This is a genomic window from Rubneribacter badeniensis (genome assembly GCF_002899695.1).
In the GTDB taxonomy this organism is placed as follows: domain Bacteria; phylum Actinomycetota; class Coriobacteriia; order Coriobacteriales; family Eggerthellaceae; genus Rubneribacter; species Rubneribacter badeniensis.
This window is the reverse complement of sequence record NZ_PPEL01000042.1, coordinates 1-25,134: the sequence shown is the minus strand read 5'-3', so window position 1 is coordinate 25,134 and position 25,134 is coordinate 1. Positions and strand designations below refer to the sequence as shown.

Sequence of the window (25,134 nt, the reverse complement as noted above, 5' to 3'; positions counted from 1 at the left end):
GCCCCCCCCCTGTCACGCCCCCACGCCTCGGTGCCATCAGCGCAAACCCGGAGCGATCGAGGGAGGGTGCACGCGCTCGTAGTAGCGCAGGATCTCCTGGGCCGTCTCCTCCACGGCCCGGTTCTCCGTGTTGACGACGATGCAGCCCAGCTTGCGCATGAGCGAGCGGGCCTTCTCGAGGTCCTCGTAGACGTACTCGGGATCAGCGTAGCGCGACGCCACCCCGACGGCGCGCCCGAGGCGGCGCTGCCGGATGCCGATGAGCACCTCGGCGGTCGTCATCAGGCCGAACAGGCGGGTCCGATCAACGCTCGCCAACTCGGCGGGCGGCTCGGTGGACGGATCGAGCGGGATGTTCGCCACCTTGTAGCCCTGCTGGGACAGATAGATCGACGTGGGGGTCTTCGACGAGCGCGACACGCCCAGAAGCACGATGTCCGCCTGGTGCAGCTCCTGCGGGTTGCGTCCGTCGTCGTGGGCGATGGTGAACTCGATGGCCTCGATGCGCTGGAAGTAGTACTGGTCGGCCACGTGCAGGCCGCCGGGCTTCGTGGACGGCTCGCGGCCCGTCATGCGCGAGATGGCCCCGATGGCGTCGGTGACCAGATCCACCGCCACGATGTCGTCGCGCTCGGCGGCGTACTCGGCCAGCTGGCGCGATAGCACGCGATCCACGAGCGTGTAGAACACAAGCATGCGCCCATCGCCGGTGTTGCGCGCGTGGACGGCGCTGTGCTCGTCGACGAAGCGGCGTATCTCCTCGAAGCGGCGCACCTTCGGCAGCACCTCGATGGTGGGGTTCGTGACGCCGAACTGGGCGGCGGCGGCGCGGGCCACCGCCTGGGCGGTGAGCCCCACCGAGTCGCTGATCACGTGGATCGTGGGCAGCTCGGTGGAGCTTCCGTAGGCGATGAAGTCGGCCATGGCGGCTACCGTGCCCCCTTCGCCATCTTGCCGAAGTCCGCCACGCCCTCGAACACGGCCACGAAGCGGTTGAGCAGCCGCAGGCGGTTCTCGCGCAGCGCCCGGTCCTCGTCCATGACCATGACGCCCTCGAAGAAGGCGTCGACGGGCTTGCGCAGGCCGGCGAGCTCGGCGAGGGCCGACGGGTAGTCGTCGGCGGCCAGCGCGCTCCCCACGCGGCTCTCGGCCTGCGCGACCGCGCACGACAGCGCGCGCTCCACCTCGGAAAGCAGACCCTCGTCCACCTCCGCGCCAAGCGATGCGTCGCGCAGGTTGTTCGCGCGGGCGAAGGCCGTCGCCAGATCTGCGAACGCGTCGGGGTCGCCCTCGCGCGCCGCGTCGAGAGCGCGCACCCGCGACGCGAACTCGACAGGCTCGCGCACGCCCGCGGCCAGCACCGCGTCGATCGTGTCGGGGGCGCGGCCCTCGTCGCGCAGCAGCACCTTCGCGCGCGCGATGAAGAAGTCCGCCACCTCCTCGCGCACCGCCTGCGCGTCGAAGGCGACGCCTTGGGCCGCGTAGGACGCAAGCGCCGCGTCGATGGCGCGCACGAGCCCGACGCGAAGCGGCAGCCCCTCGTCGAGCAGCATGGACAGGATGCCGAGCGCGCTGCGCCTCAGCGCGAACGGATCGGACGACCCCGTGGGGCCCTGTCCTGCGGCGATGAGGCCGCAAATGGTGTCCAGCTTGTCGGCCATGGCGACGATGCGCCCCGCCGCGGACGCCGGCAGCGCGTCGCCGGCGAAGCGCGGGCGATAGTGGTCGGCGATGGCGCAGGCGACCTTGTCGCCCTCCCCGCACGCGGCGGCGTAGTAGGACCCCATGACGCCCTGCACGCTCGTGAACTCCACGACGGCGCTCGTCACGAGGTCGGCCTTCGCAAGGTGCGCGGCCCGTTCGGCTACGGCCGCGTCGGCCGCGGACAGCCCCGCGTCGGCCGCGAGGTGCCGCGCGAGCGCCGTGATGCGCTCGGCCTTCGCGCGCATCGTGCCGAGCGATTCTTGGAACACCACCTCGTCCAAACGCTCCACGTAGGCCTCAAGCGGGCGCTTGAGGTCCTCCTCGTAGAAGAACTTCGCGTCGGACAGGCGCGCGCGCACGACGCGCTCGTTGCCGTCTGCGATGGTGGCAGCGCACGCCGGATCGCCGTTGCTCACCACGATGAAGCGGTTCGTGAGCTTGCCGTTCTCGTCGTAAAGCGGGAAATAGCGCTGGTGCATGAGCATCGCGTCCACGATGATCTCCTCGGGCACCTGCAAGAACTCCTCGTCGAACGCGCCGACGAGCACGGTGGGCTGCTCGCAGAGGTTCACGACCTCCAAAAGCGTCTTCTCGGGCAGCTCGGCGCGCGCGCCGCATTCCTCCTCGATGCGGGCGACGCCCTCGCGGATGGCCCGCTCGCGCGCCTGCTCGCTCGTCACCACGTGGGCGCCCTCGAGCACGTCGAGAAGGGCGCGGGCCGTCGGCACCTCGTGCGGCCCAGGCGAAAGGAAACGATGGCCGCGCGTCAGGTTGCCGGCCTCAAGGCCCGCGAAGCGCACGGGGACGACGCGCTCGTCGAGCATCGCCACGATCCAGCGCACCGGACGCGAGAAGTACTCGCTCGTCGAGCCCCAGCGGCACGACTTCGGCCACGCGATGCCCGCGATCACGCCCTCGAGCACCTCCGGCAAGAGCTCCGCCGCGTCGCGCGCCTCCACGCGGCGCGTGGCGAACACGTACTCGACGCCCTTCTCCTCGCGCACCTCGAGCGCGCCCACGTCCACGCCCTTGCCGCGGGCGAAGCCGACGGCGGCCTTCGTGGGGTTGCCCTCGGCATCGAAGGCGATCTTGGCCGACGGGCCGCGGAACGTCTCCTCAAGGGCTTCGGTGGATTCGGCCACGTCCTCCACGATGGCGACGAGGCGGCGCGGCGTCGTGTGGACGGCCACCTCGCCGTGCGGGATGCGCACGGCGTCGAGCGCGTCGGGCACGAGGCGGGCCAGCTGCGCGGTCGCGCGGTGCAGGTCGAACGCCGGGATCTCCTCGGTGCCGATCTCGAACGCGAGCGTGTGCAGGTTACTCACGGCCTTCCTCCTTCCCCGCCGCGGACGCGGCGGCCTCGCCCTCCTCGGCGGGCGCGATGCCCACCACGTGCTCCATGTAGCTCGCGCAGCACGCCTTCGCGAGCGTGCGCACGCGCAGGATGTAGGCCATGCGCTCGGTGGCCGAGATCACGCCGCGCGCGTCGAGCAGGTTGAACGCGTGGCAGCACTTGAGCACGCTGTCGTAGGCCGGCAGCGGCAGGTTCGCCTCCAGCGTGCGCAGGCACTCGGCCTCGCGGTCGTTGAACTCCTGGAACAGAAAGTCGGTGTCGGCCACCTCGAAGTTGTAGCGCGAGTACTGGCGCTCGTTCTCGAGGTACACGTCGCCGTAGGTGAACACGACGCCGTCCGCGCCGCGGCTCCACACGATGTCGAACATGCTGTCCACGCCCTGGATGTACATGGTGAGGCGCTCGAGGCCGTAGGCGATCTCGACGGGCACGGGCGCGCACTCGAAGCCGCCCACCTGCTGGAAGTAGGTGAACTGCGTCACCTCCATGCCGTCGATCCACACTTCCCACCCAAGCCCCCACGCGCCGAGCGTGGGGCTTTCCCAGTCGTCCTCGACGAAGCGCACGTCGTGCGCGTCCACGTCGATGCCGATGGCGCGCAAGCTGCCCAGGTACAGGTCCTGGATGTTGTCGGGCGAGGGCTTCATGAGCACCTGGAACTGGTAGTAGAACTGGGTGCGGTTCGGGTTCTCGCCGTAGCGCCCGTCCGTGGGGCGGCGGCATCCCTGCACGTAGGCGGTGCGCCACGTGTCGGGGCCGAGCGAGCGCAGCGTGGTGGCCGGCGCGTTCGTGCCCGCGCCCACCTCGTTGTCGTAGGGCTGCAGGATGACGCAGCCCTGGTCGGCCCAGTAGCGCTGCAGGCTCATGATGACGTCTTGGAACGTCGGCGCGGGCCGCCCTTCGGCCCCCTCGCGCCCCCCGTGCGCTGATGCGGTGTGCGTTGCCATGGTTCTCCTTGTCTCGATCAAAACCCGTCGCCCTCGACCTTGGCGCTAGTCGAGGAGCTTGAAATCGTTGAGCGGCCAGTACACTAGCGCCCCCCGCCCCGTCACCGAAGAGATGGGGATGGAGCCGAAGAAGCGGGAGTCCTGGGAGTTCGTGCGGTTGTCCCCCATCACCCACACGTGCCCTTCGGGCACCGTGTAGGGGTAGGTCACGTCGCTGGCCAGCCGATACGACGGCTTCCCGTCGGTGTAGGGCTCCGCAAGCGGCTCGCCGTCCACGTACACGAGGCCGTCCTCGTCGTTGATGTCGACGGTCTGCCCGCCCACGGCGATGCAGCGCTTGATGAGGATGCGGCCGGGTATCTCGGGATCTTGAAACGTCACGATGTCGCCCGGCTCGGGATCGCGGAAGCGGTAGCTCACCTTCTCGGCGAACACCATGTCGCCGGTCATGATCGTCTCCTCCATGGAGCCGGAGGGTATCTCGTAGGCTTGGAGCAGAAACGTCCGCAAGAACCACGAAAGCCCCAGCACGAAGGCCACCATGACGAGCAGCCCGAGAAACGTCCTGAGCGCCCCCGGGCTCTGGCGATCGGCGTGCTGACCGGAATCCATGAGATGCGTCTTTCCTTTCCGAACGGGCGCGATGCCCGGATGAGGCCACGAGGCCCCATGATAACGCGTCAGGGCCTTTCGGAAGCCCCCTTCGACAAAGTTTGCAGAAATTCCCGGTCGGCGCGCGAAAGCTCCGCGCCCCCCAAGAGGTCGGGGCGCAAACGCGCCGTCCGCTCCAAGCTGCGCTCGCGCCGCCAGCGCGCCACCGCGCCGTGGTCGCCCGACAGAAGGACCGCGGGCACCTCCATGCCCCGAAACGAGGCCGGACGCGTGTACTGGGGATGCTCAAGCAGCCCGTCGGAAAAGCTCTCGTCGAGCGCGCCGGTCGCGGCCCCCAGCACGCCGGGAAGCTTGCGCACCACCGCGTCGATGACCACCATGGACGCCAGCTCGCCGCTCGTCAGCACGTAGTCGCCCAGCGAGATCGTGCGATCCGCCAGCGCATAGGCCCGCTCGTCGATGCCCTCGTAGTGGCCGCACACGAACAGAAGGTGCTCCTCGCGCGCGAGCTCGCAGGCTAAAGCGTCGTCGAACCGGCGTCCGCACGGGGCAAGGAACACCGTCGTCGGACGCGGCCCGCACGCGGCGATCGCGTCGTGGGCCTCGAAAATGGGCTCGCACTTCATCACGAGGCCCGCGCCGCCGCCGTACGGGTCGTCGTCGGTGGTGCGATGGCGGTCATGCGTCCAGTCGCGCAGATCGTGCGCGCGAAACTCGATGATGCCCTTCTCCTGGGCGATGCGCATCATGGACGAGCCCATCACGGAGTCGTACATGCCGGGAAACGTCGAAAGCGTCTCTACGATCATGGAGGGGTCCTTTCGGTCGGCGCGGCGCGCTACAGGTCGAGCAGACCGTCCGGCACGTCGACGTCGATGCGGCGCGCGTCCTCGTCGATGTCGGCGACGAAGGCGTCGACGAGCGGCACGAGCGACGTGCGACCGTCGGGCCGCTCGACGCAAAGGAGCGTCTGGCCCGGGCCTTCCTCCACTTTGGCCACGAACCCCACGTGCCCCGCGCGCGCGTCGCGCACCTCGAAGCCCTCAAGCCCCGTCGAGGACGGGGCGAGCGCGTCCCGCGGAAGGTCGGCGCGGCGCACGAGGCAGCAGCAACCCGCAAGGCGCTCGGCGACCTCGATGGAGTCAACGCCCTCGAACGTCACGAGGAAGGTGCCCTTCGCCTGCTCCCGCACCGAGGCGACCCGCGCACGGCGCGGCGCGTCGAGTTGCGGGGGGACGAAAGCCACCTCAAGGCCCTCGCGCAGCAAAAAAGGAAGGCCCGGCGCGCTGCGCGCGACGAGCCCTCCGGCCAGATTCTTCGGTTTGGCCAGCTCGGCCACGTTCGCCCACGCGCGCATCTAGTCGAGAAGCTCCACTTCGACATGGGCGCCCGTGCGCGAGGCGGCCGCGCGAGCGAGCGTGCGGATCGCCTTGATGACCCGGCCTTGGCGGCCGATGACCTTGCCGGCGTCCTCTTCGTTCACGCGCATCTCCACAAGGATCGAGCCGTCTTCCGCATCGCTCGCCGAGATCTCCAGATCGTCGGGGAAGTCGATGAGGGGACGGACGACCGACTCGACGAGGCCGACGATGTCTTCGGTCTGCTCAGCCATGGGGCTAGGCGTTCTCGCGGGCGCGCTTAAGGAGCGCGGCGACCGTGTCGGTGGGCTGCGCGCCGTTCTTGATCCACTGGTCGACCTTGTCCATGTCGAACTTCACCATGGACGGCTCGACGCAGGGATTGTAGCGGCCCACCTCCTCGATGAAGCGGCCGTCGCGCGGGCTGCGCGAGTCGGCGACGACGATACGGTAATACGGGCGCTTCTTCGCGCCGTGACGGGCGAGGCGGATTTTGACTGCCATGAAGTTGAACTCCTTTTTGCTTCTTGCCTTCGATTCGACGCTCGACGCCGCGGTTCGCGGCGCAGCGAAAACAGCAATTGCTTATGATACGGCTCAAACGGCCGTTTGACAAGCGCATTACTGCTTTGAATTGTAGCGAACGGCGCGAACGGCGCGAACGCCGACCCCGCGCGTCCTCGAAAACCCCATGTTTGCAGCATCAGCGCCAGGGGTGCCAGAGGCCGCCGGAGCGAAGCGCGAAGCCGAAAGACCCGACCGCGCAGGCCGAGCGGCGAGCGGCTCGGCGCGGCGGGAAAGCCGCGCCCGACGCAGCTTCCGCGCCGGGCCTACTCCCCCATCATGTCCTGGAGCTTCCTGAGGTCGGCCATGCTCATGCCTCCGGGCAGCCCCATGCGGCGGCGACGGCCCTTCTTGCCCTTCTTGCCCCTCTTGCCGCCCGCCATCTCCTCGGCGGCGGGCATGAAGCGCTTCATCATCTTCTTCGTCTCGTTGAACTTCTTGACAAGCTGGTTCACTTCGGGCACGGTGACGCCCGCCCCTGCGGCGATGCGCGCGCGGCGGCTGCCGTTCAAAAGCTCGGGCCTTTCGCGCTCGGCCTTCGTCATGGAGTTGATGATGACCTCCATATGGTCGAGCGCGCCCTCGTCCACCTGTCCGGCCGCCATGGCCTTGTCGCCGCCGGGCAGCGCGCTGACGAGCTTCGCGATGCCGCCCATCTTGCGGATCTGGCGGTTCATCTCGATGAAGTCGTTGAGGTTGAGGTTCGCGCGCATCATGCGCTCGGCCTGCTCCTGCTCGATCTCCTCCTGCTGCACCTTGACGGCGCTCTCGATGAGGCTGACCATGTCGCCCATGCCGAGGATGCGCTTGGCCATGCGGTCGGGATGGAACTCCTCGAGCGAGTCGGGCTTCTCGCCCGAGCTGATGAACTTGATGGGCTTGCCCGTGACCTCCTTGATGGACAGCGCGCCGCCGCCGCGGGCGTCGCCGTCCATCTTCGACATGATCACGCCGTCGAAGTCCACGCGCTCCGCGAACGCCGCGGCCACGTTCACCACGTCCTGGCCGGTCATCGCGTCCACCACCATGAGGATCTGGTCGGGCTTCACGGCGGCCTTGATGGCCTCTGCCTCCTCCATCATCGCCTCGTCCACATGCAGCCGTCCCGCCGTGTCCACGATGACCACGTCGCGCAGGTTGTCGATGGCGTCCTGGACGCCCTCGGTCGCGATCCTCACCGGATCCTGCCCGTCGCCGCGGTACACCCGCACGCCGATCTCGCCACCGAGCGTCTCCAGCTGATCGGCCGCGGCGGGTCGGTACACGTCGCAGGCCACGAGCAACGGCGCGTGGTTCTCCTGCTTCAGGCGCCAGGCCAGCTTCGCGGCGGCCGTCGTCTTGCCGGAGCCCTGCAGGCCCACGAGCATGATGACGTTGGGGATGCGGCTCGAGAGCACGAGCTTGGAGTCGGTACGGCCCAACAGCTCGGTGAGCTCGTCGAGCACGATCTTCACGACGTTCTGCGCCGGCGTGAGCGAGTCGAGCACCTCGGCGTCGAGGCAGCGCTCCTTCGTGCGCGCGACGAACGACTTCACCACCTTGAAGTTGACGTCGGCCTCCAGAAGCGCCATGCGTATCTCGCGCATAGCGTCGTTGATGTCGTCCTCGGTCAGGCGGCCCTTGCCGCGCAGTCCGGAAAATATGCCCTGCAGGCGGTTGGAAAGGCTTTCGAGCATAATCGGTAGGCTCCTCGTCGTATAGTCGATCAAGCGTGGCGTCCCGATTATACGCCACGCCGCCCGCGCAGACCATAAACGCACAAGCATTCCGACTGCGGCCTTCGCATGAACACGGGAAAACCCACGGGAAAGCCCGCCGGTGCCCCAAGCGGCTCCTAGAAGTACCGCCGAACGCCCGCCTCGTCCTCTTCCCTGCGCACGAGGCCCCGGCCGACGAGGTGGTTCAGAAACACGAGGCCCTCCATGACGATGCACCAGCGCTGCATGAAGGAGATGTCCTCCCACCGCTCGAAAGGCACGTTCCACTTGATGGCGCGGACGACCTCCTCGCCGGACAGCCCCGGCCGGGCTCGCACGATGGCCTGCGCCTCCTCAAGGCGCTCCAAGTGGTGCGCGCGCAGCCAGTCGATGCGCGCTTCGAAGTCGGCGCGCTCGTCCCCATGGGCTGCGAACAGGCGGGAGCAACCGAGCGCGCGCACCTTCTCCAAGCTGTCGAGATAGGCCTGCAGGCCGTCGCGGCCGTCGGGGAACAAGGCGATTCCCGGCGAGATGACGAACAGCACGTGATCGCCACCGAACAGGATGCGCGAGACGGGGTCGAACAGCGCGAGGCTGCCCGGCGTGTGGCCCGGCACCTCCACCACGCGAAAGCGCCGGCTTCCGACGGCCACCTCGTCGCCTTCGGCCGCGAAGCGCACGTCCACGCGCGCAGGATCGAACAGCGGCATCTCGACGGAATGGCGCGCGTAGCCCGACGCCTCCGGAAGGGACACTCCCTCGGAGGCGAGCAGACGGCGCACCCTCTCGTACGTGGACGCGCCCGGGGCGCGCAGCGCGTCGAAGTCGGCCGCGCTCACGAGTACCGGCGCGCCCTCGGGTGCCACGCGGTCGATGAGCCCCGCGTGGTCGAGATGCACGTGCGTGAGGAAGAACGTCGCCCGAGAGCGGTCCACGCCCAGCTCGTCGAGGGCCATTTCGAGCACGGCCGCCCCTTCGTCGGTGGGCGCGCCCGTGTCGATGACCAGCGCCTCGCCCTCGTCGAGCACGACGAAGCAGTTCGTGGCGCTCGTGGACACGTTCTCGAACGGCACCCTCACCTCGAACACGTCGGGATTGCTGTGGACTTGGTCAAATAACATCGATCGACATTCCTCCTACTCTTCCAGTGAGCAAAGTCCATGAACAGAGGAGCTGCGCGGAACGAAGACTTTCGCACAGCCAATGATCGGACTTGTCATTTTTCATATTTGTCAAACAACGACAGCACGTACTCTCCGATTTTCACCTCTTTTACCGAAGGCACCAACAACGACACGAACAAGATTCCTATAAGAGCAAGCCGCTCGAATGATAAAGAGTAAATCTGCAAAGCATCCAGAACGATGCACGACAAAACAACCGCCGGAATAATTCCCCAGGAAATAACCTTCAGCTGAATCGATGCATGCTTTTTTGCAGTCACTCCTCCATTGAAAAGCGCAGCATTCGTAGCCATATTGAGCGGGTCGTAACTTGGCAAATCCGTTTCTCGAAAGCTCTTGTCTGATCGGTTGAACCGGAAGAAGCGAAACCCTTTGCCTTCCTTAGAAAAGAGGGCGAGAAAAACTTCGACGCTCGCTCCCATTCGTTCGGAATACGCATGAAGCTGATCGGCAACGCAATCCTTGTTTGCAAGTTCATCCCCTATCTTCAACTCGATTATCGCCAAAGGCAGCGGAGCGCTCTTAGCGTAGACGACGAAGTCTGCCCTGCAGCCATTGCGCAGAGCCGGCTCCATCGCTATCCGATCCGAAGGATACCCTCTTTCCGTCAACAGCTTAAACAGGCTTTCCGTCGCACGCCTTTCCGCGCCTATCCCCCGGTGAGCGAAGTCGTTTTCCACGTCGAATCGATCTCCCCTAAACGAAAGCCGCCCTACCCTCGCTCGTCGAAGTCGCCCACGAGGGCGCGGGCGAAATCGTGTGCGTCGAAGTCCTTGAGGTCGTCGAGGCCCTCGCCCACGCCGATCTTGAGCACGGGCAGCCCCAGCTCGTGGCTCACCGCAAGGGCGATGCCGCCTTTCGCCGTGCCGTCGAGCTTCGTGACGATCACGCCGTCCAAATCGAGCGCGCGGTCGAACTCGCGCGCCTGCGACAAGCCGTTCTGGCCGGTGGTGGCGTCGATGACGAGCACTGTGAACACGGGCAGCTTCGAGCGCTTGCGCACCACGCCCACCACTTTCTCCAGCTCGCGCATGAGGTCGGCCGAGGTGTGCAGACGGCCCGCCGTGTCGATGAGCACAAGATCGGCCCCTTGCGCCTCGGCGCGCTCGAGGGTGTCGTAGCACACGCTCGCCGGATCGCTGCCGCGCTCGCGCGTGACCACCTCAACGCCCGAGCGCGCGGCCCACGCCTCGAGCTGCTCGATGGCCGCCGCGCGGAATGTGTCTGCGCTTCCCAAAAGCACCGTGCGGCCCTCGTCGGTCACCTCCTTGGCGAGCTTGCCCACCGTGGTGGTCTTGCCCGTGCCGTTGATGCCGACGAACAGCACCACGGCGGGCCCGCCCGAGAGCACCCCTTCCCCTCCGGTCGCGAACGTCTCCGCGATCCGGTCGTTCAGCAGGTCGAGCACGGCGTAGGCGTCCGGCAGCGCCTTGCGCACCGCCGTGTCGCGCAGCCCCTCCACGATCTCGCAGGCCGCCCCGCCGCCGATGTCGGACAGAATGAGCGTCTCCTCGAGGCCGTCCCAGAACCCCTCGTCGAGGTCGGGACCGCGATCGAGAAGGACGTTCATCTGCTCTTTGAACCGATCGCGCGAGCGCGCCAGGCCCTCGCTGATCCTATCGAACAATCCCATGATGGGCTCCTTTCGCCGAAACCCCTTTAGTGTAGCTCAAATGCAAGCGCTCGCCAGCGCCAACGCAAGAGCAACCGCGGAAACGGCAGAGGGCGGCGCTCACGCCGCCCCAACGCCCCCAAGCCGAAGAGATCCCGCCAATAGGTGAACGCCCCCTTGCCTACGGAAACGCCTCCCAAACTTTCGGTCAGAGCGAACGCGCCTCCCGTCGAGTCCGCGCTGCAGAAAGGAATGCACTCCCCAGCGACGCCTCCTGCGAGCTCGCCCACCATATCTTCGTTTTGCGCGAAGCCCCCACATGCAAAGACCACCTTCTTCGCGCGCACTTCGTAAGAGCCCTCGCCTTGCGAGACGCGCACACCTGCAAAATCGCCCGCTTCGACCATGAGTTCGACCGCCTTCGATCCCGTTCGGATACCCACCCCCTTACTATGGCACCGGCGAAGTGATCATAGTCGATTCCTTCGAGCTTCGCATGGTGCTGCCCTTCGCTTTGGGCGTGGCGCTCGTCCCGCTTACACCTTGCGGGCTTTTCGCCGCCCATCTGCAAGAACGACAAAAGCTGCCGAGAAAGCCGCGGATGCGAGGTCGCTCGATCGCCGAGTGGCGACCGAAGCGCTTGCGAGGAGGTAACGCTTGTCGAACAGGGAAGCGAACACCCTTCTCTACCTTTCTTTGGGCTACAGCGTGAACCGGATGGAGGAAACCCTTCGCATCACGGTAAGCACCGTCGCCGCGCACAGCAGATCCATTCGCAAGAACATGGACCTGCACAACAAACAGGAAGGCATCGACATCGCGGACGAGATCATGGCTTCGAGAACCGAATCCTAGAATCCCAGGTGCTTCGATGCACGCCCGCCGTCGGCGCGCCAATACCCCGCCGAGCCGCCGCAAATCTAGAACGGCCTATGGGAAAACCGCTTTGCGCCTTCCACGGCCCAGCCCCTTGTCGCGCGCACCAAGCGCACCGACGCCCCCGCCCGTTGGCCCGCCCCTCGCTCGCCAACCCTCCGCAATGTAGCGGTAACGAATCCGGAGAAAAAATTTGATATGTTACCGTAAATAACCGAACAGAGGGCTTCAGAGCTTTTCATATCCCTTCAAACCCCGCAAACGGTAAAATATTTTGGAAAATATCTCGAGATATTACCAATTTGAACGCATGAAGCAGATCGAGAAGGCGCTACGGTAAAATATGGGAGAAAATTCCCCAATCCGTTACCGTCGCGGCAAAATTTCGCCTCGCGACCCCGGCAGACGGGAAGATGCAGTGGCAGCGCAGACCGAAAGCGCCGACGGGCGCGGAAGCTGAAGTCGACGGTCGCGAAGGCCAAAGGCGCCGGCGGGCGCGGAAGCGGTGGATAAGAGGAGCCGGCGGCCGCGCAGACCGAAAGCGCCAGCAAACGCGGAAGCCGAAGCCGGCGGCCGCGCAGACCGAAAGCGCCAACGGCCTCGAAGCCCGAAGCCCCCGCCAGCGGACGACGCGCAAAGCGCTACCGGCCCGCGCGAAGCCTTCGCAGCGAGGCCGTGTAGCCGAAGAACGGCAGCGCCGTGAAAGTGAGCCCCGCGCCTGCCGCAACCGCCCCCACAAGGCAGGCCGACGCGGCCGGCTCGACGCCTTGCGCGTCGAGGTGCATCTCGGCCGCGAGCAGCACGGCCAGCAGAGCCGCCCACACGAGCGCCCAGCGGCCCGTCCGCACACGGACCGCGCGCAGCGCCTCCTCCTTCGACTCCTCGTCGGTGAACAGCGGCGTCTCGCCCGCCTCGGCGCGCAGGATCTGCCAACCGGGAGCCGCGATCACGGGATGCCAGCCACCGGCGCGGAACAGCTTCTGCACCTCCGGCGTGAAGTCGCGCTCGAAGCCCACCGCGTAGTCGAAGTCGTGCGGCACCCCCTGCTCAAAACGGTAGAAAAGGCCTCCGGACAGGCCGCTCACGTGCCATCCCTTCGCGCTCATGTCCTTGAGCATGCCCATGTCGTGCTCGGCCATCATCGCCAGGCCGCCGCACAGACGGTACTTAGCCATTACCCCCCCCCCCTCGGTCGTTTCCCCCAGCCGTTCCTCGGCCACGGAGACAAGTCGCTTGCGCCGCGAGAAATCGGCCCGCAGCACCGCCCGGCCCTCGTCGGTCGCCGCATAGAGGATGCGGCCCCCTTCCTCGGCGATCTCGACGATCCATCCCGTCGCCTTGAGCTTCTTGAGCGTCGTGTACATGGTGGCGGGGCCGACTTTGACCGCGCCGTGCGTGGACGATTCGATGTCGTGCATGATGCGGTACCCATGCACCGGCTCGAAGGTCGCCAACAGGATGAGAAAGATGCTGTCGGAAAGCTCCCCCGTCTCGTACGGGCTGCGCTTCGCCATCACGTTCCTTCCATATATCCATAATGGATATACTATGCTATACTTTCGTTGCTTGCAAGCGGACAACACTATACCCCATCGAAGGCCGTCGCGCGAAACCATGGGCAGATCCTTCGGCGGGAACGACGGGCGCTGCCGCCGAAAGCGGGAGACGGCCCTTGCTTGAAAGGAGAAAGGGAACCATGACCGAGATATGCGGCGACGAGGCGCGCCCGAAGATGGCCGACAAGACGGCGGGCGAAAAACGGGACACCGTGGTCGCGCTGATCCTGCTCGTCGCGTCGATGGCGCTGATCATCTGGTATTTCGTGAAGCTCGCCCTCGGGGATGCGCTCGGCGCCGAAAAGCTCGAGCTGCCCGCCGCCATCGTGTTCTTCTGCTCCGTGGGCTTCGACCAGTCGCGACGCACGACAAGCCCCGCCGTGCACGTCCTGACGAAGGCGAACTGGGCGCTCATGGCCGTATTCGCGCTCACCGTGATCGTCCCCGTCCTGCTCAGCTAGCCCGCCTTCGCCCGCCCGTCGCGCGCGAGGCGCAGACGGGCGCGAACCTGAGGCCGAGGGGCCCTGCGCATCGGAGATCGACTCCCGCCGCGCAGGGCCCCTCGCATCTTTCGCCCCTCCCTTCTGGATGAGGAAGGCGCGCCCTACTCCGCGTGGCGCAGGGCGTTCTCGAGCTTCTGGCTGACCACCTTCGTCACGCCGTCGGACTGCATGGACACGCCGAACAGCACGTCGGCCATCTCCATCGTGCGCCTCTGGTGCGTGATCATGATGAGCTGCGTGGAGCCGCGCAGGCTGTCGAGGTACGCCGTCAGGCGGCGCAGGTTCGAGTCGTCGAGCGCGGCCTCCACCTCGTCCAAGATGTAGAACGGCGTGGCGCGGATGCGGTAGACCGCGAACAGGAGCGCGAGCGCCGTCAGGGACTTCTCGCCACCGGACATGAGCGTCATCTTCGCGATGCGCTTGCCCCTCGGCTGCGCCGTCACCTCCACGCCCGTGTTCTCCAAGTCGTCGGGATCGACGAGGGAGAGGCTCGCGGATCCACCGGGGAACAGCACGGCGAATATCTCGCGGAAGTTCGCGTCCACCGCCTCGTAGGTGCGCACGAAGTCGTCCTTCATGCGCGCGTCGATCACCCGCACGATCTTGGCGAGGGCGCGCCGCGCGCCGTCGAGATCGGCCAGCTGCGCGGCCAGGTAGTCGTAGCGGGCCTTGAGCCCTTCGTACTCCTCGGCCGCGTCGGGATTGATGGTGCCCATGTTGGCGATGCGACGGCGCAGCTTGAAGGCCGCATCCTCTGCCGCGCCGCGGTCCTCAAGCTTGGGAACCTCGAGCGCGCGGTCGAGCGGCACGCCGCAGTCGCAGACGATGGCGTTCACTGCGGTGTCCACCTGCACCTCGAGGCGCCCTTTCTCCACGCGCGCCGACGAGAGCCGCGCGTTCGCGTCGTCGAAGGCGCCATGGGCCGCCCGAGCGGCCGCGCGGGCGTCGTTCGCCTGGGCGTGCAGCCCCGCCGAAGAGTCCTGCGCGGCGTTCGCGGCATCTTCAAGCTCGCGCGTCCAGCGTCGCGCGCTCGCCTCGAGCTCCTCGAAGAGCGCGAGCAGAGGCACGACGCGCGCCTGGGCCGCGACCTTCCTCGCCAGGGCCTCGCGCGCCTCGGTGTCGCTTCGTGCGACGGCCTCGAGGTCGCGCGCACGGGCCTCGACGACGCGCGCGGTGTACGTCTCGCGCTCAGTGAGCGTGGCGGCCTTGAGCTTCGCCTCGGCCAGCGCGTCGCGCACGCGGGCCGCCTCCTTGCGCAGCGGCACGACCGCCTCCTGCGCCTCGTCGAAGCGCGCGGCACCCTCCTCGAGCGCGCGGGCCAGCTCGCCGAGCCGCGCTTCGAGGGCCTCTGCCGACGGGCGCGCCTCGGCCACCGTGCGCTCGGCCTGGGCGCGCTGGCGCTCGACGTCCTCGAACTCGCGCCGCACGCTCGCAAGCTTCTCCTCGGCCCGACGGGCGTCGGCGCGCGCCGCGTCCGTCTTGCCGCGCCGCTCGGCCAGCTCCTGCGACAAGCGCAGACTCGCCGCTTGCGCTTCCCGCAGCGCCTCCTCGGCCTGCGCCGCGCGCTCCTGCGCCGCCTCGCGCTCACTCTCCGCCGCGCCCAGCTGCGCGCGCAGCTCCTCCAAGCGGCGCGCACGGGCGAGCACGCCCTCCTCGCTCACGCCCTCTGCCAAGCCCACGGACACCTTGCCGTTCGGCCACACGACGCATCCTCCGCGCGTCACGAAACGCACGTCGTGCGCCCCTCGCGCATGCGCGGCGAACGCCGCGTCGACGTCGTCGCACACGACGACGTCGCCCAGCAGCGCCTCCACCGCGGATGCGTCGGCTTGCGTGTAGGCCAGCTCGTCCACGAGCGCGCGCCCCAGTCCGGCGGCGGCCGCCGCGCGGGCGGGGCACGCACGGCGCGGCTCGCCCGAACGCGGCACGAGCACCACCTCGCCCCGTTCGTCGCGCGAGGCCAGCGCGAGGGCCACGGCGCTCGCGCGGGACGCGTCGTCCACGAGCAGCGCCGCCACGTCCGCGCCCAAAAGACGCTCCACAAGCGCCTCGAAGCCCTCCGAGGCGCGCACGGCGCGCGCGACGGGATCGAGGCTCACCCCGAGGTCGGCAGCGTTGTCGAGCGCCCACGCGCGCGCCGGGCCGGCGGCGGCGCTCGCGCGTTCGACCTCTTCGAGCGCCTTGATCTCGGACGCCAGAAGCAAGGCCGCGTCGCGCGCCTCGTCGAGCGTCGCGCGCGCGTCCTCGCGCGCGGCGTGCGCCTCCCCCACGCGCGTCCGGGCCGCCCCCTCGTCCTCCGCGAGCCTTTCGAGCTCCTGCCCGGCGCTCGTCGCAGCCTCGGCGAGCGCTGCGGCCTCGGCCTGAGCGCGCTCGAGCTGAAGCTCCAGCTCCTTGCCGTGCCCCTCGATGAGCTTCACGTGCGCGAGGCCGCTCGCAAGCGCCTCCTGCGTCTCGGCCAGCTCGCGGCGCACCCGCTCGCGCTCGCGCTCGGCGTCGCGCTTGGCGCGCTCGAGCTCGTCGGCCTCGCGCTCGAGGCCGCGCCGGCGCTCGGCGTTGAGCGCCTGTTCGGACGCAAGGCGCTCCACGTCCGCATCGGCCCGGGCGCGGTCGCGGCGCACCTCGGCCAGCTGCCCCTCGGCCTGGGCGCGGTCGGCCTCGGCCTGGACGCGCTTGGCCTTGTTCGCCTCGAGCGTCACGCGCAGCTCGGCCTCGTAGCCCTGCGCCGCGCGGCGCTTCTCGTGCAGAAGCAGCGTCGCCCCGTCGAAGCGCTCCACCGCCGACGACGCGCGCCGGTGCCGGCGCGACAGCTCGCCCGCATCCGCGCTCTCGCGCCTGATGCGCTCCTGCAGCTCCTCGGACAGCTCTTCGGCCTTCGCGATCGCGGCGCGCCTCTCCTCGAGCTCGGCCGCAAGCGCCTGCTCGCGCGCGGACGCCTCGTCCCAACGGCCGCGCAGCGTGCGCAGGTCGTCCACGGCCAGAGCGAGGCTCATCTCGGCCAGCTCGGCGGCCAGCTCCTGGTAGGCCCGCGCGCGCTTGGCCTTGCGCTCGAGCGGCCCCAGCTGGCGCTCCACCTCGGCGGCCACGTCCCTCACGCGGGCGAGGTGCGCGTCCATCGCGGCCAGCTTGCGCTCGCTTTTCGCCTTGCGCTGCTTGTGCTTGAGCACGCCGGCGGCCTCTTCGATGAGCGCCCGGCGATCCTCCGGCCTCGACTGCAGGATGGAGTCGAGCGAGCCCTGGCTGATGATGGAGTGCGTGCCGGTGCCCAGCCCCGAGTCGTGCAGGATGTCGAGCACGTCCATGCGCCGCGCAAGCGTTCCGTTGATGAGGTACTCGCTCTCGCCCGAGCGGTACATGCGGCGCGTGATGGCCACCTCCGAGTACTCCACCGGAAGCGTGCCGTCCGAGTTGTCCAAGACGAGGTCCACCTCCGCGACGCCCACGCTCTTGCGCGCGGACGACCCGGCGAAGATGACGTCCTCCATGGCCTGGCCGCGCAAGTGCTTCGCGTTGCGCTCGCCGAGCACCCACAGAACCGCGTCGGATATGTTCGACTTGCCCGACCCGTTCGGCCCCACCACCGCCGTGATGCCCGGCTCGAGCGAGAGCGCGCTGCGGTCGGCGAAGGACTTGAACCCTTTGAGCACGAGGGACTTCAGGTACATCGGCTACCCCTGCCTGCGTTGGCGCGCCCGCTCGCGCTCGGACCTCTTGCGGGCCTTCTCCTTGGCGCGCGCGGCGGCCTTCTCGGCCTTGGCCTGCTTGGCGGCTTCGGCCTTCTCGGCCTTGGCGGCCTTGGCGGCCTCGGCTTTCTCGGCGCGCTCCTCGTCGGTGGCGCCTAAGCCGAAGAACTCGCCGAGGCGCGCGAGCGTGCTCTTGGCGGCCTGGCTCTCGGCCTCCTTCTTCGTGCGGCCCGTGCCGCGCGCAAGCCCCTGGCTGCCCGCGAACACCTGCGCCACAAACGTGCGGTCGTGCGGCGGGCCCTGCGTCTCCACGAGCTTGTAGGTGGGCGTGATGCCGTCTTCCTGCAGCTTCTCCTGTAGCGCGCTCTTGGGGTTCTCCGGCTCGCGCGCCATGTCCAGCGACATGCGCGGGATGAGCGTGGCGCGCACGAACGCGCAGGCCGCATCGATGCCGCCGTCGAGGAAGAGCGCCGCCACCACGGCCTCGTAGACGTTCTCGAGCGCCGAGTGCAGGCCGCGCTTGCCCGTGCCCGTCTCCGACGAGCCGAACACGATGACGTCGGCGAAGCCCAGCCGCTCCGCCACGTCCGAAAGACTCGCGCCCGACACGAGCGCCACCTTGATGCGCGTGAGCCCGCCTTCGTCGAGGTCGTGGAAGCGGTCGAACGCGATGGACGAGACGACGGCTCCGAGGATGCTGTCGCCGAGGAACTCAAGGCGCTCGTACGAGAACTTGACCGACTTGCCCTCCGTCGCCGACGGATGCGTGATGGCCGACAGGAGCAGCTGCTCGTTTTCGAAGCGGTAGCCGAGGACGTCCTGCGCGCGATCGAGCTTGCGCCGCTGCTCGTCGGTGAGCGGCCCGTCGAACGAAAGGTCGATCTTGCGTCCCCCTGCCGCCTCGTTCGCCCCGTCGCGAGCGCCCATCATGCCGCACCTCCGATCGGGGCCTTTCCCGGCCCGTCCGAAGAGGGCGCCTCCGCCACCGTCCGGGCGATGATGCCGGCCACGTCGGCACGCGCGGTGCGCGCCGTGGTCAGCACGCCGTTTTTGATGGCGAGCGCGTTCGACGAGCCGTGGCCCACGAGCAGCGCGCCCTTCACGCCCAGAAGCGGCGCGCCTCCGTAGGTGTCGGGGCTCACCTGGGTCATGAGCTCTTTGAGGCCGCCCTTGAGGGCGAGCGCGCCCAGCTTCGCGACCGGGCTTCCCAGCATGATGCCCTTGAGCGCCTTGAACAGCGTCTTGGAGGTGCCCTCGATGGTCTTGAGGCACACGTTGCCCGTGAAGCCGTCGGTGACGATGACGTCGAAGGTCGCGGACAGGATGTCGCCGCCCTCCGCGTTGCCGGCGAAGTTTCCCAAACGCTCCCTCATGAGGCGATGGGCCTCCTGGGCGAACTGCGAGCCCTTCGCATCCTCCTCTCCGATATTGAGCAGCGCCGCGCGCGGGCGGTCGATGCCCACCACCTTTTCGGCGTAGATGGACGCCATCTGGCCGAACTGCACGAGGTACTCCGGCTTGCAATCGGCGTTCGCGCCGATGTCGCTCATGACGACGGGCCGCACCGGCGACGGGATGACCGTGGCGAGCGCCGGACGCGCGATGCCGCGCACGCGGCCCATGACGAGCGTCCCGGCCGCCAGGCACGCTCCCGTGGATCCCGCGGAGAAGAACCCGTCCGCCGCGCCCTCCTTCACAAGTCGGCAGCCCACCACGATGGAGGAGTCCTTCTTCGCGCGCACCGCGCCCGCCGGATGCTCGGCCATGCCGATGACCTCGGAGGCGGCCCGGGCCTCGCAGCGCTCGTGCGCGGAGGCGAACGGCTCCACCACCTCGGCAGGGCCGCACAGCACGATGCGCAGGGCCTCATCGGCGCAAAGCGCGCCCTCGACGCCCTCGAGCACGACGCCGGGCGCGTCGTCTCCCCCCATGGCGTCGACGGCGATGGTCACTGTGTCGGGCATTTCAAACCTCCCTCTCGCAACACGGTCGGCGAGAGGCTTCGACGTGCCTGATGTCGCCCCTCCCCGCCGCGCGCGCGACGGCACGGCGGCTCTCCTTCGAAGGGAGCGGGCGAGATCAGGTGCATCGAAACCTCGCGGCGTCGGCTCGTTCGCCGCCGCGAGGCGGCGAACCCTAGCAAAAAGCCTCCCGGCGCATCGCGCGAGCGCGCGATGTGCGGGGAGGCTTTCCCATGCGCGCCGAACGGCGTCGACGCGCAGACGAGAACCGATCTATTCGGTTTCGATGACCTCGCGGTTCTTGTAGAAGCCGCAGTTCGGGCACACGCGATGCGGAAGCTTCGCCTCGCCGCACTGCGGGCACACCGAGCGCGAAGGCGCGGCGATCTTGTCGTTGGTGCTGCGGCGGGCGTGGGTGCGGGCACGGCCCATTTTGCGCTTAGGTACAGCCATGGCTCTCTATCTCCTTCAGGTAAGCCGAGCGCGCGAACGCTCGCTCGTTTTCGCTTCGTAAACACGCGAAACAGAATAATACCAAAGCGCCTTCCCCATCGCAAGCCCCAATCGCCGTCAAAACCGCAAACCTCGCAAAACCTCGCCGAAAACCGTTCCGACCCGCGGGCGCGCGCCGCCGCCAGCCGCATCTCGCGCGGCCGCGCCGCTGCGCGGCTTGGCGCCCGCGCGCCGGACCTACTCGCCGCGGCCCTGCGCCGCGACCGGCCACCCCGTCGGCCCGAACTGCCCCGCGCTCGTTTGCCGCGCTTCTGCGATCCAGCGCAGGGTCGATCGGGGTCGACGGCGTCGGCGCGCGCTCGCTTACCGCGTCGTCCTTGCGCGACGTCGTCGGCATCTTGCCGTCGCCCGAGGCTCCCACGAGCGCCACGATGGCGGCCGCAAGCACGTCAAGGCCGAGCTCGTGCAAAACCTCGCGCTCGTCGTCATAGCTGAAGCGCACCGACGAAAGAAGCCGGCGTCCTGCTTCGGCCGCGCATCGTCTCGGCGAGTTCCATCGCCCCCGACGCGTCGACGATGCCGGAACGCAGGGCGAGCACCTCGGCGAAGCGGCGAAACCCCGCGTGGCCTTTTCGAAGCTGCTCGGCGAGGCCGACGAGGCCTCCGCAGACGAGAGGGACACCCCAAGAGCCTGCTCGTCACCTCGCCGACGTCGTTGCGGTCGCACGCCGCGGCGGCGTCGCAAAGCAGGCGCCCCGTGCGGGGCGCCTGCTTTGCGCGACGTCTCACGCTTCCAGATACCGAGGTGACGCCCCCGCGCTCGCAGGCATCGGGACGCCGCGCATGCCCCCGCATGCCGCGCGGAGCACGAATTCGCCCGTCGATGTCCTCTTGCGCAGATACACGGCTCGCCTTTGCCGCCTACGACTTCAACGAACCCCGCATTGGCGACGAGCCGCCCAAGCGCCGAATTCGAAGACTCCCCGAAACAAGCTGCGGGCATTGCAGATTGCTGGCCCATGCTCCCTCTTTCGCTTCCGTTCAACGCGCCCATGGCGTCATTCGCGCGCTGTCGGCAGTTCAACGGCATGCGAGCTCGCCTCATTGAGCCGTCGAAACCAGCGAAGGACCGGGATGCTTCACGTGAATCACCCGATCACAAGCGGACCGCCTTCGGCCCTCTTGCGATCGATGCAGGTAAACCTTATGCCAAGGTGGCTGCGTTCTTGCCAGCGAGGCGGCCGAGCGAAAGAGCCAGACCATGGCTGATACCCGGCGCGGTCATCGGGTACTCCGCCCCGAAACGGCACCCCTGATTGTTGCCCGCTACGTAGAGGCCGTCCACCGGGCAGCCTTCTTCATTGAGCGCACGGCACGCGTCGTCACAGTCGATGCCGCCCATGATGACGAGCATGCTGCCAGGATGCCCTTCGTAAACGTAGTACGGGGGCTCGATCGGCGCCAGAGCGCTCGGCGACTTGCCGAAGTCGTCGTCGACGCCCGACCTCGCAAGCTCGTTATAGCGGGACACGGTCGCCTCAAGCACAGCAACGTCGCATCCCACCGCATCGGCAGCCGCCTCGATCGTGTCGAGCGGTTCGGGCTGCTTTGCTTCGGGACCGGGCTGCAACACCTTTGGTCCCTGAGCCTTGCCAGTGACGCAGTACGCCACCGCGCCAGGGCAGCGCATCACCGCATTGCAAAGCGACTGCGCACCCAGCTCCTCGTTAATGAAGCGCGTGCCGTCCCTGCGCACCAGCAACAGATCGGCCACGTCGCTCAGATGGCTCATGGGAGCGTAAGGGGCCTTCTCCATGGCGGCGCCGGCCCACAGGGCCATTTGGTGTCCTTCTCCCAGGTTGCACACCTCGCCCTTCGCGTCAAAGGAATTGTACGTGCACGTGAGGTCGAGCGCCTGAGGCGCGTAGCGCTCGAGCATCTCCTTGTTGTTCCCGAAGTCGCCGCATGCCAGCACGACGGCTTTTGCCGCGACCAACTTGCGATAGTCGCCGTTTTCGTCCTGCACGATGACGCCGGTTACGCGTCCGTCCTCCTTCACGAGCTGCCGACCCCAGGTCGCGTAAAGGAACTCGCCTCCTTTCGACTCGACATGCTCCTGAAAGCTGAGCATCGGATAGTAAAAGCCCGCGTCTTCTGGGAACGAGGGATCGAAATTCACGCTCATCGCTGTGGGGAACGCAGGATAGCGTCCCTCGATGTTCGCCGTCGGCCGCGCCGTAAGGTAGACGCTTCCGTTCAAACCGCCTTCGGGTGCGCCCTCGTCGGGCGCGAGCACCGACACATCGTCGCAGAGCTCAAGGAACCAGTCCACGTCCTCGCCGGAATGATCGAACCAGTAGTTCAGAAAGAACTGGTTCGCCATCTGGAGCGTGTCCTGCATATAGCGGTTCACCAGCGCAGCCTTGTCGATCTCAGGGTAGCCGGCCTCCTTCTGATAGGAGCTTCCCACGCTGCCGAGCTGCGAACCCATACTCCCCCGGCAATTGAAGCGCGCAGACTTCTCCACCACGATCACGCGCGCGCCTTCGTCCGCCGCAGCGCGAGCGGCCGCCATGCCCGCTATGCCGCAACCCACCACGACGACGTCTGCCTCTTTCGTCTCCTTGATGTCGGCATCGTTGACGGGGTCCGGCGCCTCAAGAAACGAAGGCCCTTGGGATGCGGAGGCTTGCGCCTTCCCAGAGCCGTTCCCGCTCCCATCGCCCTTCGCCTGCGGCGCGCACCCCGCAAGCCCCATCGTCGCTGCCACAGCGCCGCTCGCCAATACGCCGCCTAGAAATGCGCGGCGGGACATTCCGTCGCTTTCGATCATGATAGCGCCTCCTTTTCATCCGCATATCGCTCTCCAAGCTTTTCGCTTGCTGCCACCACCGTAAAGCCAGCGACGTTTTCCGTTGTCATCCTCGAAACGTGAAATCGGACTTTTCTGCATGTCACCCAAAAAGCAGTATTACGCGAAACCGTACCTGAACGCCCATGCCAACCAGGTATACTGCGCAAAGAGGAAAGCTCGGTTCAAGGAGGTGGCAGAGGCGTGCGCGCGGCGATCAACGCCCTTTTCGTAGCGGGATTCGGATTCCTCTGGTGCGCAGGATTCCTTGACGCGCCCGTTAGCCCCAAGCTTCCTGCCCTGGCTGACCTCGCACTGCGCTCATCGAGCGGCATCGTCGTTGTCGCTCTCGGAGCATACACGTGGCGCATAGGATGCACTCGTCTCGCACCTACCTGGATCTACGGGTCCACCATCCTCTTCGCGCTCATGTGCGCGGCGTTCGCGGCCGACCCCGGACTCTCTCTGGCTTACGCGCTTCTCGAGCGCGTCGTTTACGGAACGGTCTTCTTCTGCTGGATCATCCTCTCGTTTCGACGAGGCAGCCCTGTAGAGGACGCCGCCATCCCCCTAGGATTCCTGTTCGGCAGCTTTATGAATCTGCTTTCCCTCGACGGCGCTCCCTTCGCCATATTCTCGACTCGTCTTTCATGCCTTGCGCTGAGCCTTGCCGCGCTTACGGGATGCGCCGCCCTCGCGCGGCGTAGTGGCCACAACCTAGACTACGAGGCCGGCCACAAAGACGCGCCACGCGCGATCCCCGTGTTCGCGATGAGGTACGCGCCCCTTGTCGTGGGAGCTGCAGCATTCTCTTTCGCATTCGGAACCATGACCGACCTTCACGGATGGATGGGCACGCCCGACGCCTTCCGTTCGGTCCAGCAAGCCAACGTATTCGCCGCTGCCGGGGCGGCCGCCGCGTTCATGCTCTACCGCAAGCCTTTTAAGCCAGATGCCGCCATCGCCCTCGTCCTGCCCGCGTTCGCCGCAGCGCTCCTCGCCAACCCTTCCGAGCCAAGCATGCTTCCCTTCTCCAAGCTCGCCATCATGACGGGGTACCTGCTGTACTGGTCCATCGCGTGGGTCTTCGTGGTACGCGAACATGCGCGCCTGCGTCTGGGCGGCCCGCCCGTCCTGGCACTTGCATCAGGAGCGATGCTCGTCTTCGCGCAGACCGGCAGGATGGCCGCCTCGATCGTGCTGCGAGGCGAAGAGGTCGATACCACGATTCTCTCCATCTCGTCGCTCATGCTGTTCTGGCTGCTCGTCCTACTTGCCATTGGAACGTATTGGACCTCCCGGAACAGAGCAGTCGAACGAGACCTCGCCGAACTTGCTGCCAAAAGCGAAGAGGCCAAGGATTCCGCTCTATCCGACAACGCCGATGAGCTCGCCGCATGCGCAGACCCTCCCGAAATGGAGTCCTCGCGCGCACCGACGCCGAATGTGGTGCTCGTCGACAAGATCTCCCTGCAAACGCGCGCACTCGGCCGCCGCGTCGGCCTTTCGGCACGCGAGACCGAAGTGCTCGAAGAGTTCGTACGCGGACGGTCTGCAGCCGTGATCGCCGACAAGCTGTTTGTCTCACGCAACACGGTGAAGACCCATCTCCGCCGCATCTACGAGAAGGCCGGCGTCCACTCGCGTCAAGAACTGCTCGACATAATCGAGAACGAGGCTCCCCCCGCCAGCATCGTTCGACCGAATCCGCAAGCATGACGAACCGAATGGAAAAGGAGGGTTCGCGCCCGCACACGGCTGCCGCCAACCCTGAGATGCCGCTCCCGCGATGGCGACACACCCGTTCGCGACCCGCTCCACGATCCGCCTCTTCCTCGCAATGTAGACGATCCGGGCGCTGGCCGGCATCCTGTTCAGACCCGATCGCCTTTGGCCCCCTGCGGGCAGGCCCGCAGGATCTCCCCTCCCGAACGGGCCCCGCGCCCCTCGCGCTCAGCTTGCCCGGCGCGATGCCGCAGGCCTCCCGCCCTCCCTAGCGCGCTTGACGACCGCCGCCTCGCTCGGCCCGACGGCCGTCGCGCAGCAGCCCTCGGCCCGGAGCCTCCCGTTCCGAACCTGCGCTTCGGGCTCGCGCGCTTGCCGAGCGCCATCGGCGAGCCCCTCCAGACGGCCCGCCGCGCCCGACGTGCCGTGCTTCGGGGCACCGACGCCAGCATGCGCGCAGGGTCGGACACGAGCCCCTCCCCCGCCACCCCCTGCCT

21 protein-coding genes and 1 pseudogene are annotated in these 25,134 nt (G+C 67.5%); 3 read left to right on the top strand and 19 right to left on the bottom strand.

What is annotated here, in order from left to right; all coding sequences use genetic code 11:
- Positions 1-36 precede the first annotated feature (36 nt).
- The 13 genes and pseudogenes from C2L80_RS07910 to C2L80_RS14675 all read right to left on the bottom strand — a co-directional run.
- Positions 37-924 (bottom strand): pyruvate, water dikinase regulatory protein, encoded by an 888-nt coding sequence (locus C2L80_RS07910; protein WP_092198396.1) that lies wholly within the window; start codon positions 922-924, stop codon positions 37-39.
- A 5-nt stretch (positions 925-929) separates the two neighbouring features.
- The gene (gene glyS, locus C2L80_RS07905; RefSeq protein WP_103262984.1) at positions 930-3,029 is read right to left on the bottom strand and encodes a glycine--tRNA ligase subunit beta; all 2,100 of its coding nucleotides are present in this window, start codon (positions 3,027-3,029) and stop codon (positions 930-932) included.
- Positions 3,022-4,005, bottom strand: a complete 984-nt coding sequence (locus tag C2L80_RS07900) for a glycine--tRNA ligase subunit alpha (protein ID WP_103262983.1) — start codon at positions 4,003-4,005, stop codon at positions 3,022-3,024. Before C2L80_RS07900 ends, glyS begins: the two co-directional genes overlap by 8 nt.
- 45 nt (positions 4,006-4,050) lie before the next feature.
- Complete coding sequence (lepB, locus tag C2L80_RS07895) at positions 4,051-4,617, bottom strand: signal peptidase I (RefSeq protein WP_092198405.1); 567 nt, start codon at positions 4,615-4,617, stop codon at positions 4,051-4,053.
- A 68-nt stretch (positions 4,618-4,685) separates the two neighbouring features.
- Positions 4,686-5,426, bottom strand: coding sequence for a tRNA (guanosine(37)-N1)-methyltransferase TrmD (gene trmD, locus C2L80_RS07890; protein WP_103262982.1), 741 nt, complete (start codon positions 5,424-5,426; stop codon positions 4,686-4,688).
- 29 nt (positions 5,427-5,455) lie between these two features.
- Positions 5,456-5,974, bottom strand: a complete 519-nt coding sequence (locus C2L80_RS07885) for a ribosome maturation factor RimM (protein WP_103262981.1) — start codon at positions 5,972-5,974, stop codon at positions 5,456-5,458.
- Positions 5,975-6,229 (bottom strand): KH domain-containing protein, encoded by a 255-nt coding sequence (locus tag C2L80_RS07880; RefSeq protein ID WP_087195238.1) that lies wholly within the window; start codon positions 6,227-6,229, stop codon positions 5,975-5,977. It lies immediately after the preceding gene.
- A gap of 4 nt (positions 6,230-6,233) precedes the next feature.
- Positions 6,234-6,479 (bottom strand): 30S ribosomal protein S16, encoded by a 246-nt coding sequence (rpsP, locus tag C2L80_RS07875; RefSeq protein ID WP_087193458.1) that lies wholly within the window; start codon positions 6,477-6,479, stop codon positions 6,234-6,236.
- Positions 6,480-6,805: 326 nt separating this feature from the next.
- Positions 6,806-8,215 (bottom strand): signal recognition particle protein, encoded by a 1,410-nt coding sequence (gene ffh / locus C2L80_RS07870; protein ID WP_103262980.1) that lies wholly within the window; start codon positions 8,213-8,215, stop codon positions 6,806-6,808.
- Positions 8,216-8,373: 158 nt separating this feature from the next.
- The gene (locus C2L80_RS07865; RefSeq protein WP_092198423.1) at positions 8,374-9,357 is read right to left on the bottom strand and encodes an MBL fold metallo-hydrolase; all 984 of its coding nucleotides are present in this window, start codon (positions 9,355-9,357) and stop codon (positions 8,374-8,376) included.
- A gap of 95 nt (positions 9,358-9,452) precedes the next feature.
- Positions 9,453-10,100 (bottom strand): hypothetical protein, encoded by a 648-nt coding sequence (locus C2L80_RS07860; protein ID WP_092198426.1) that lies wholly within the window; start codon positions 10,098-10,100, stop codon positions 9,453-9,455.
- A 32-nt stretch (positions 10,101-10,132) separates the two neighbouring features.
- On the bottom strand, positions 10,133-11,053 hold the full coding sequence (gene ftsY, locus C2L80_RS07855; protein ID WP_103262978.1) for a signal recognition particle-docking protein FtsY: 921 nt from the start codon (positions 11,051-11,053) through the stop codon (positions 10,133-10,135).
- A gap of 26 nt (positions 11,054-11,079) precedes the next feature.
- A pseudogene (locus C2L80_RS14675) lies at positions 11,080-11,478 on the bottom strand (FAD-binding protein); the annotation flags it as partial.
- A gap of 211 nt (positions 11,479-11,689) precedes the next feature.
- Here C2L80_RS14675 and C2L80_RS07845 point away from each other — a divergent pair.
- A complete protein-coding gene (locus C2L80_RS07845; RefSeq protein ID WP_092198435.1) occupies positions 11,690-11,887 on the top strand; it encodes a LuxR C-terminal-related transcriptional regulator in 198 nt (65 codons plus the stop codon).
- A gap of 662 nt (positions 11,888-12,549) precedes the next feature.
- On the opposite strand, the gene C2L80_RS14340 is transcribed toward C2L80_RS07845, so the two are convergent.
- On the bottom strand, positions 12,550-13,422 hold the full coding sequence (locus tag C2L80_RS14340; RefSeq protein ID WP_239938818.1) for a DUF2812 domain-containing protein: 873 nt from the start codon (positions 13,420-13,422) through the stop codon (positions 12,550-12,552).
- Positions 13,423-13,604: 182 nt separating this feature from the next.
- Here C2L80_RS14340 and C2L80_RS07830 point away from each other — a divergent pair, with 182 nt between their 5' ends.
- Complete coding sequence (locus C2L80_RS07830) at positions 13,605-13,925, top strand: hypothetical protein (RefSeq protein ID WP_092197894.1); 321 nt, start codon at positions 13,605-13,607, stop codon at positions 13,923-13,925.
- Between the two features lie 143 nt (positions 13,926-14,068).
- Here the strand turns inward: C2L80_RS07830 and smc are convergent, their stop codons facing one another.
- The 5 genes from smc to C2L80_RS07805 all read right to left on the bottom strand — a co-directional run bounded on the left by smc (position 14,069) and on the right by C2L80_RS07805 (position 22,894).
- Positions 14,069-17,629: a chromosome segregation protein SMC gene (gene smc / locus C2L80_RS07825; protein WP_103262977.1), complete on the bottom strand. Its 3,561-nt coding sequence runs from the start codon at positions 17,627-17,629 to the stop codon at positions 14,069-14,071.
- Between the two features lie 3 nt (positions 17,630-17,632).
- The gene (gene rnc, locus C2L80_RS07820; protein ID WP_239938820.1) at positions 17,633-18,574 is read right to left on the bottom strand and encodes a ribonuclease III; all 942 of its coding nucleotides are present in this window, start codon (positions 18,572-18,574) and stop codon (positions 17,633-17,635) included.
- The gene (gene plsX / locus C2L80_RS07815) at positions 18,574-19,611 is read right to left on the bottom strand and encodes a phosphate acyltransferase PlsX (protein ID WP_103262976.1); all 1,038 of its coding nucleotides are present in this window, start codon (positions 19,609-19,611) and stop codon (positions 18,574-18,576) included. The genes rnc and plsX overlap by 1 nt, the downstream gene beginning before the upstream one ends.
- Positions 19,612-19,881: 270 nt before the next feature.
- Entirely contained in the window at positions 19,882-20,061 is a 180-nt protein-coding gene (gene rpmF, locus C2L80_RS07810) for a 50S ribosomal protein L32 (RefSeq protein ID WP_087195227.1), read from the bottom strand.
- Between the two features lie 1,204 nt (positions 20,062-21,265).
- Positions 21,266-22,894 (bottom strand): FAD-dependent oxidoreductase, encoded by a 1,629-nt coding sequence (locus C2L80_RS07805; protein ID WP_103262975.1) that lies wholly within the window; start codon positions 22,892-22,894, stop codon positions 21,266-21,268.
- A gap of 846 nt (positions 22,895-23,740) precedes the next feature.
- Between C2L80_RS07805 and C2L80_RS13885 the strand changes: the two genes are divergently transcribed.
- On the top strand, positions 23,741-24,631 hold the full coding sequence (locus C2L80_RS13885; RefSeq protein ID WP_157941040.1) for a response regulator transcription factor: 891 nt from the start codon (positions 23,741-23,743) through the stop codon (positions 24,629-24,631).
- Positions 24,632-25,134: the final 503 nt, after the last annotated feature.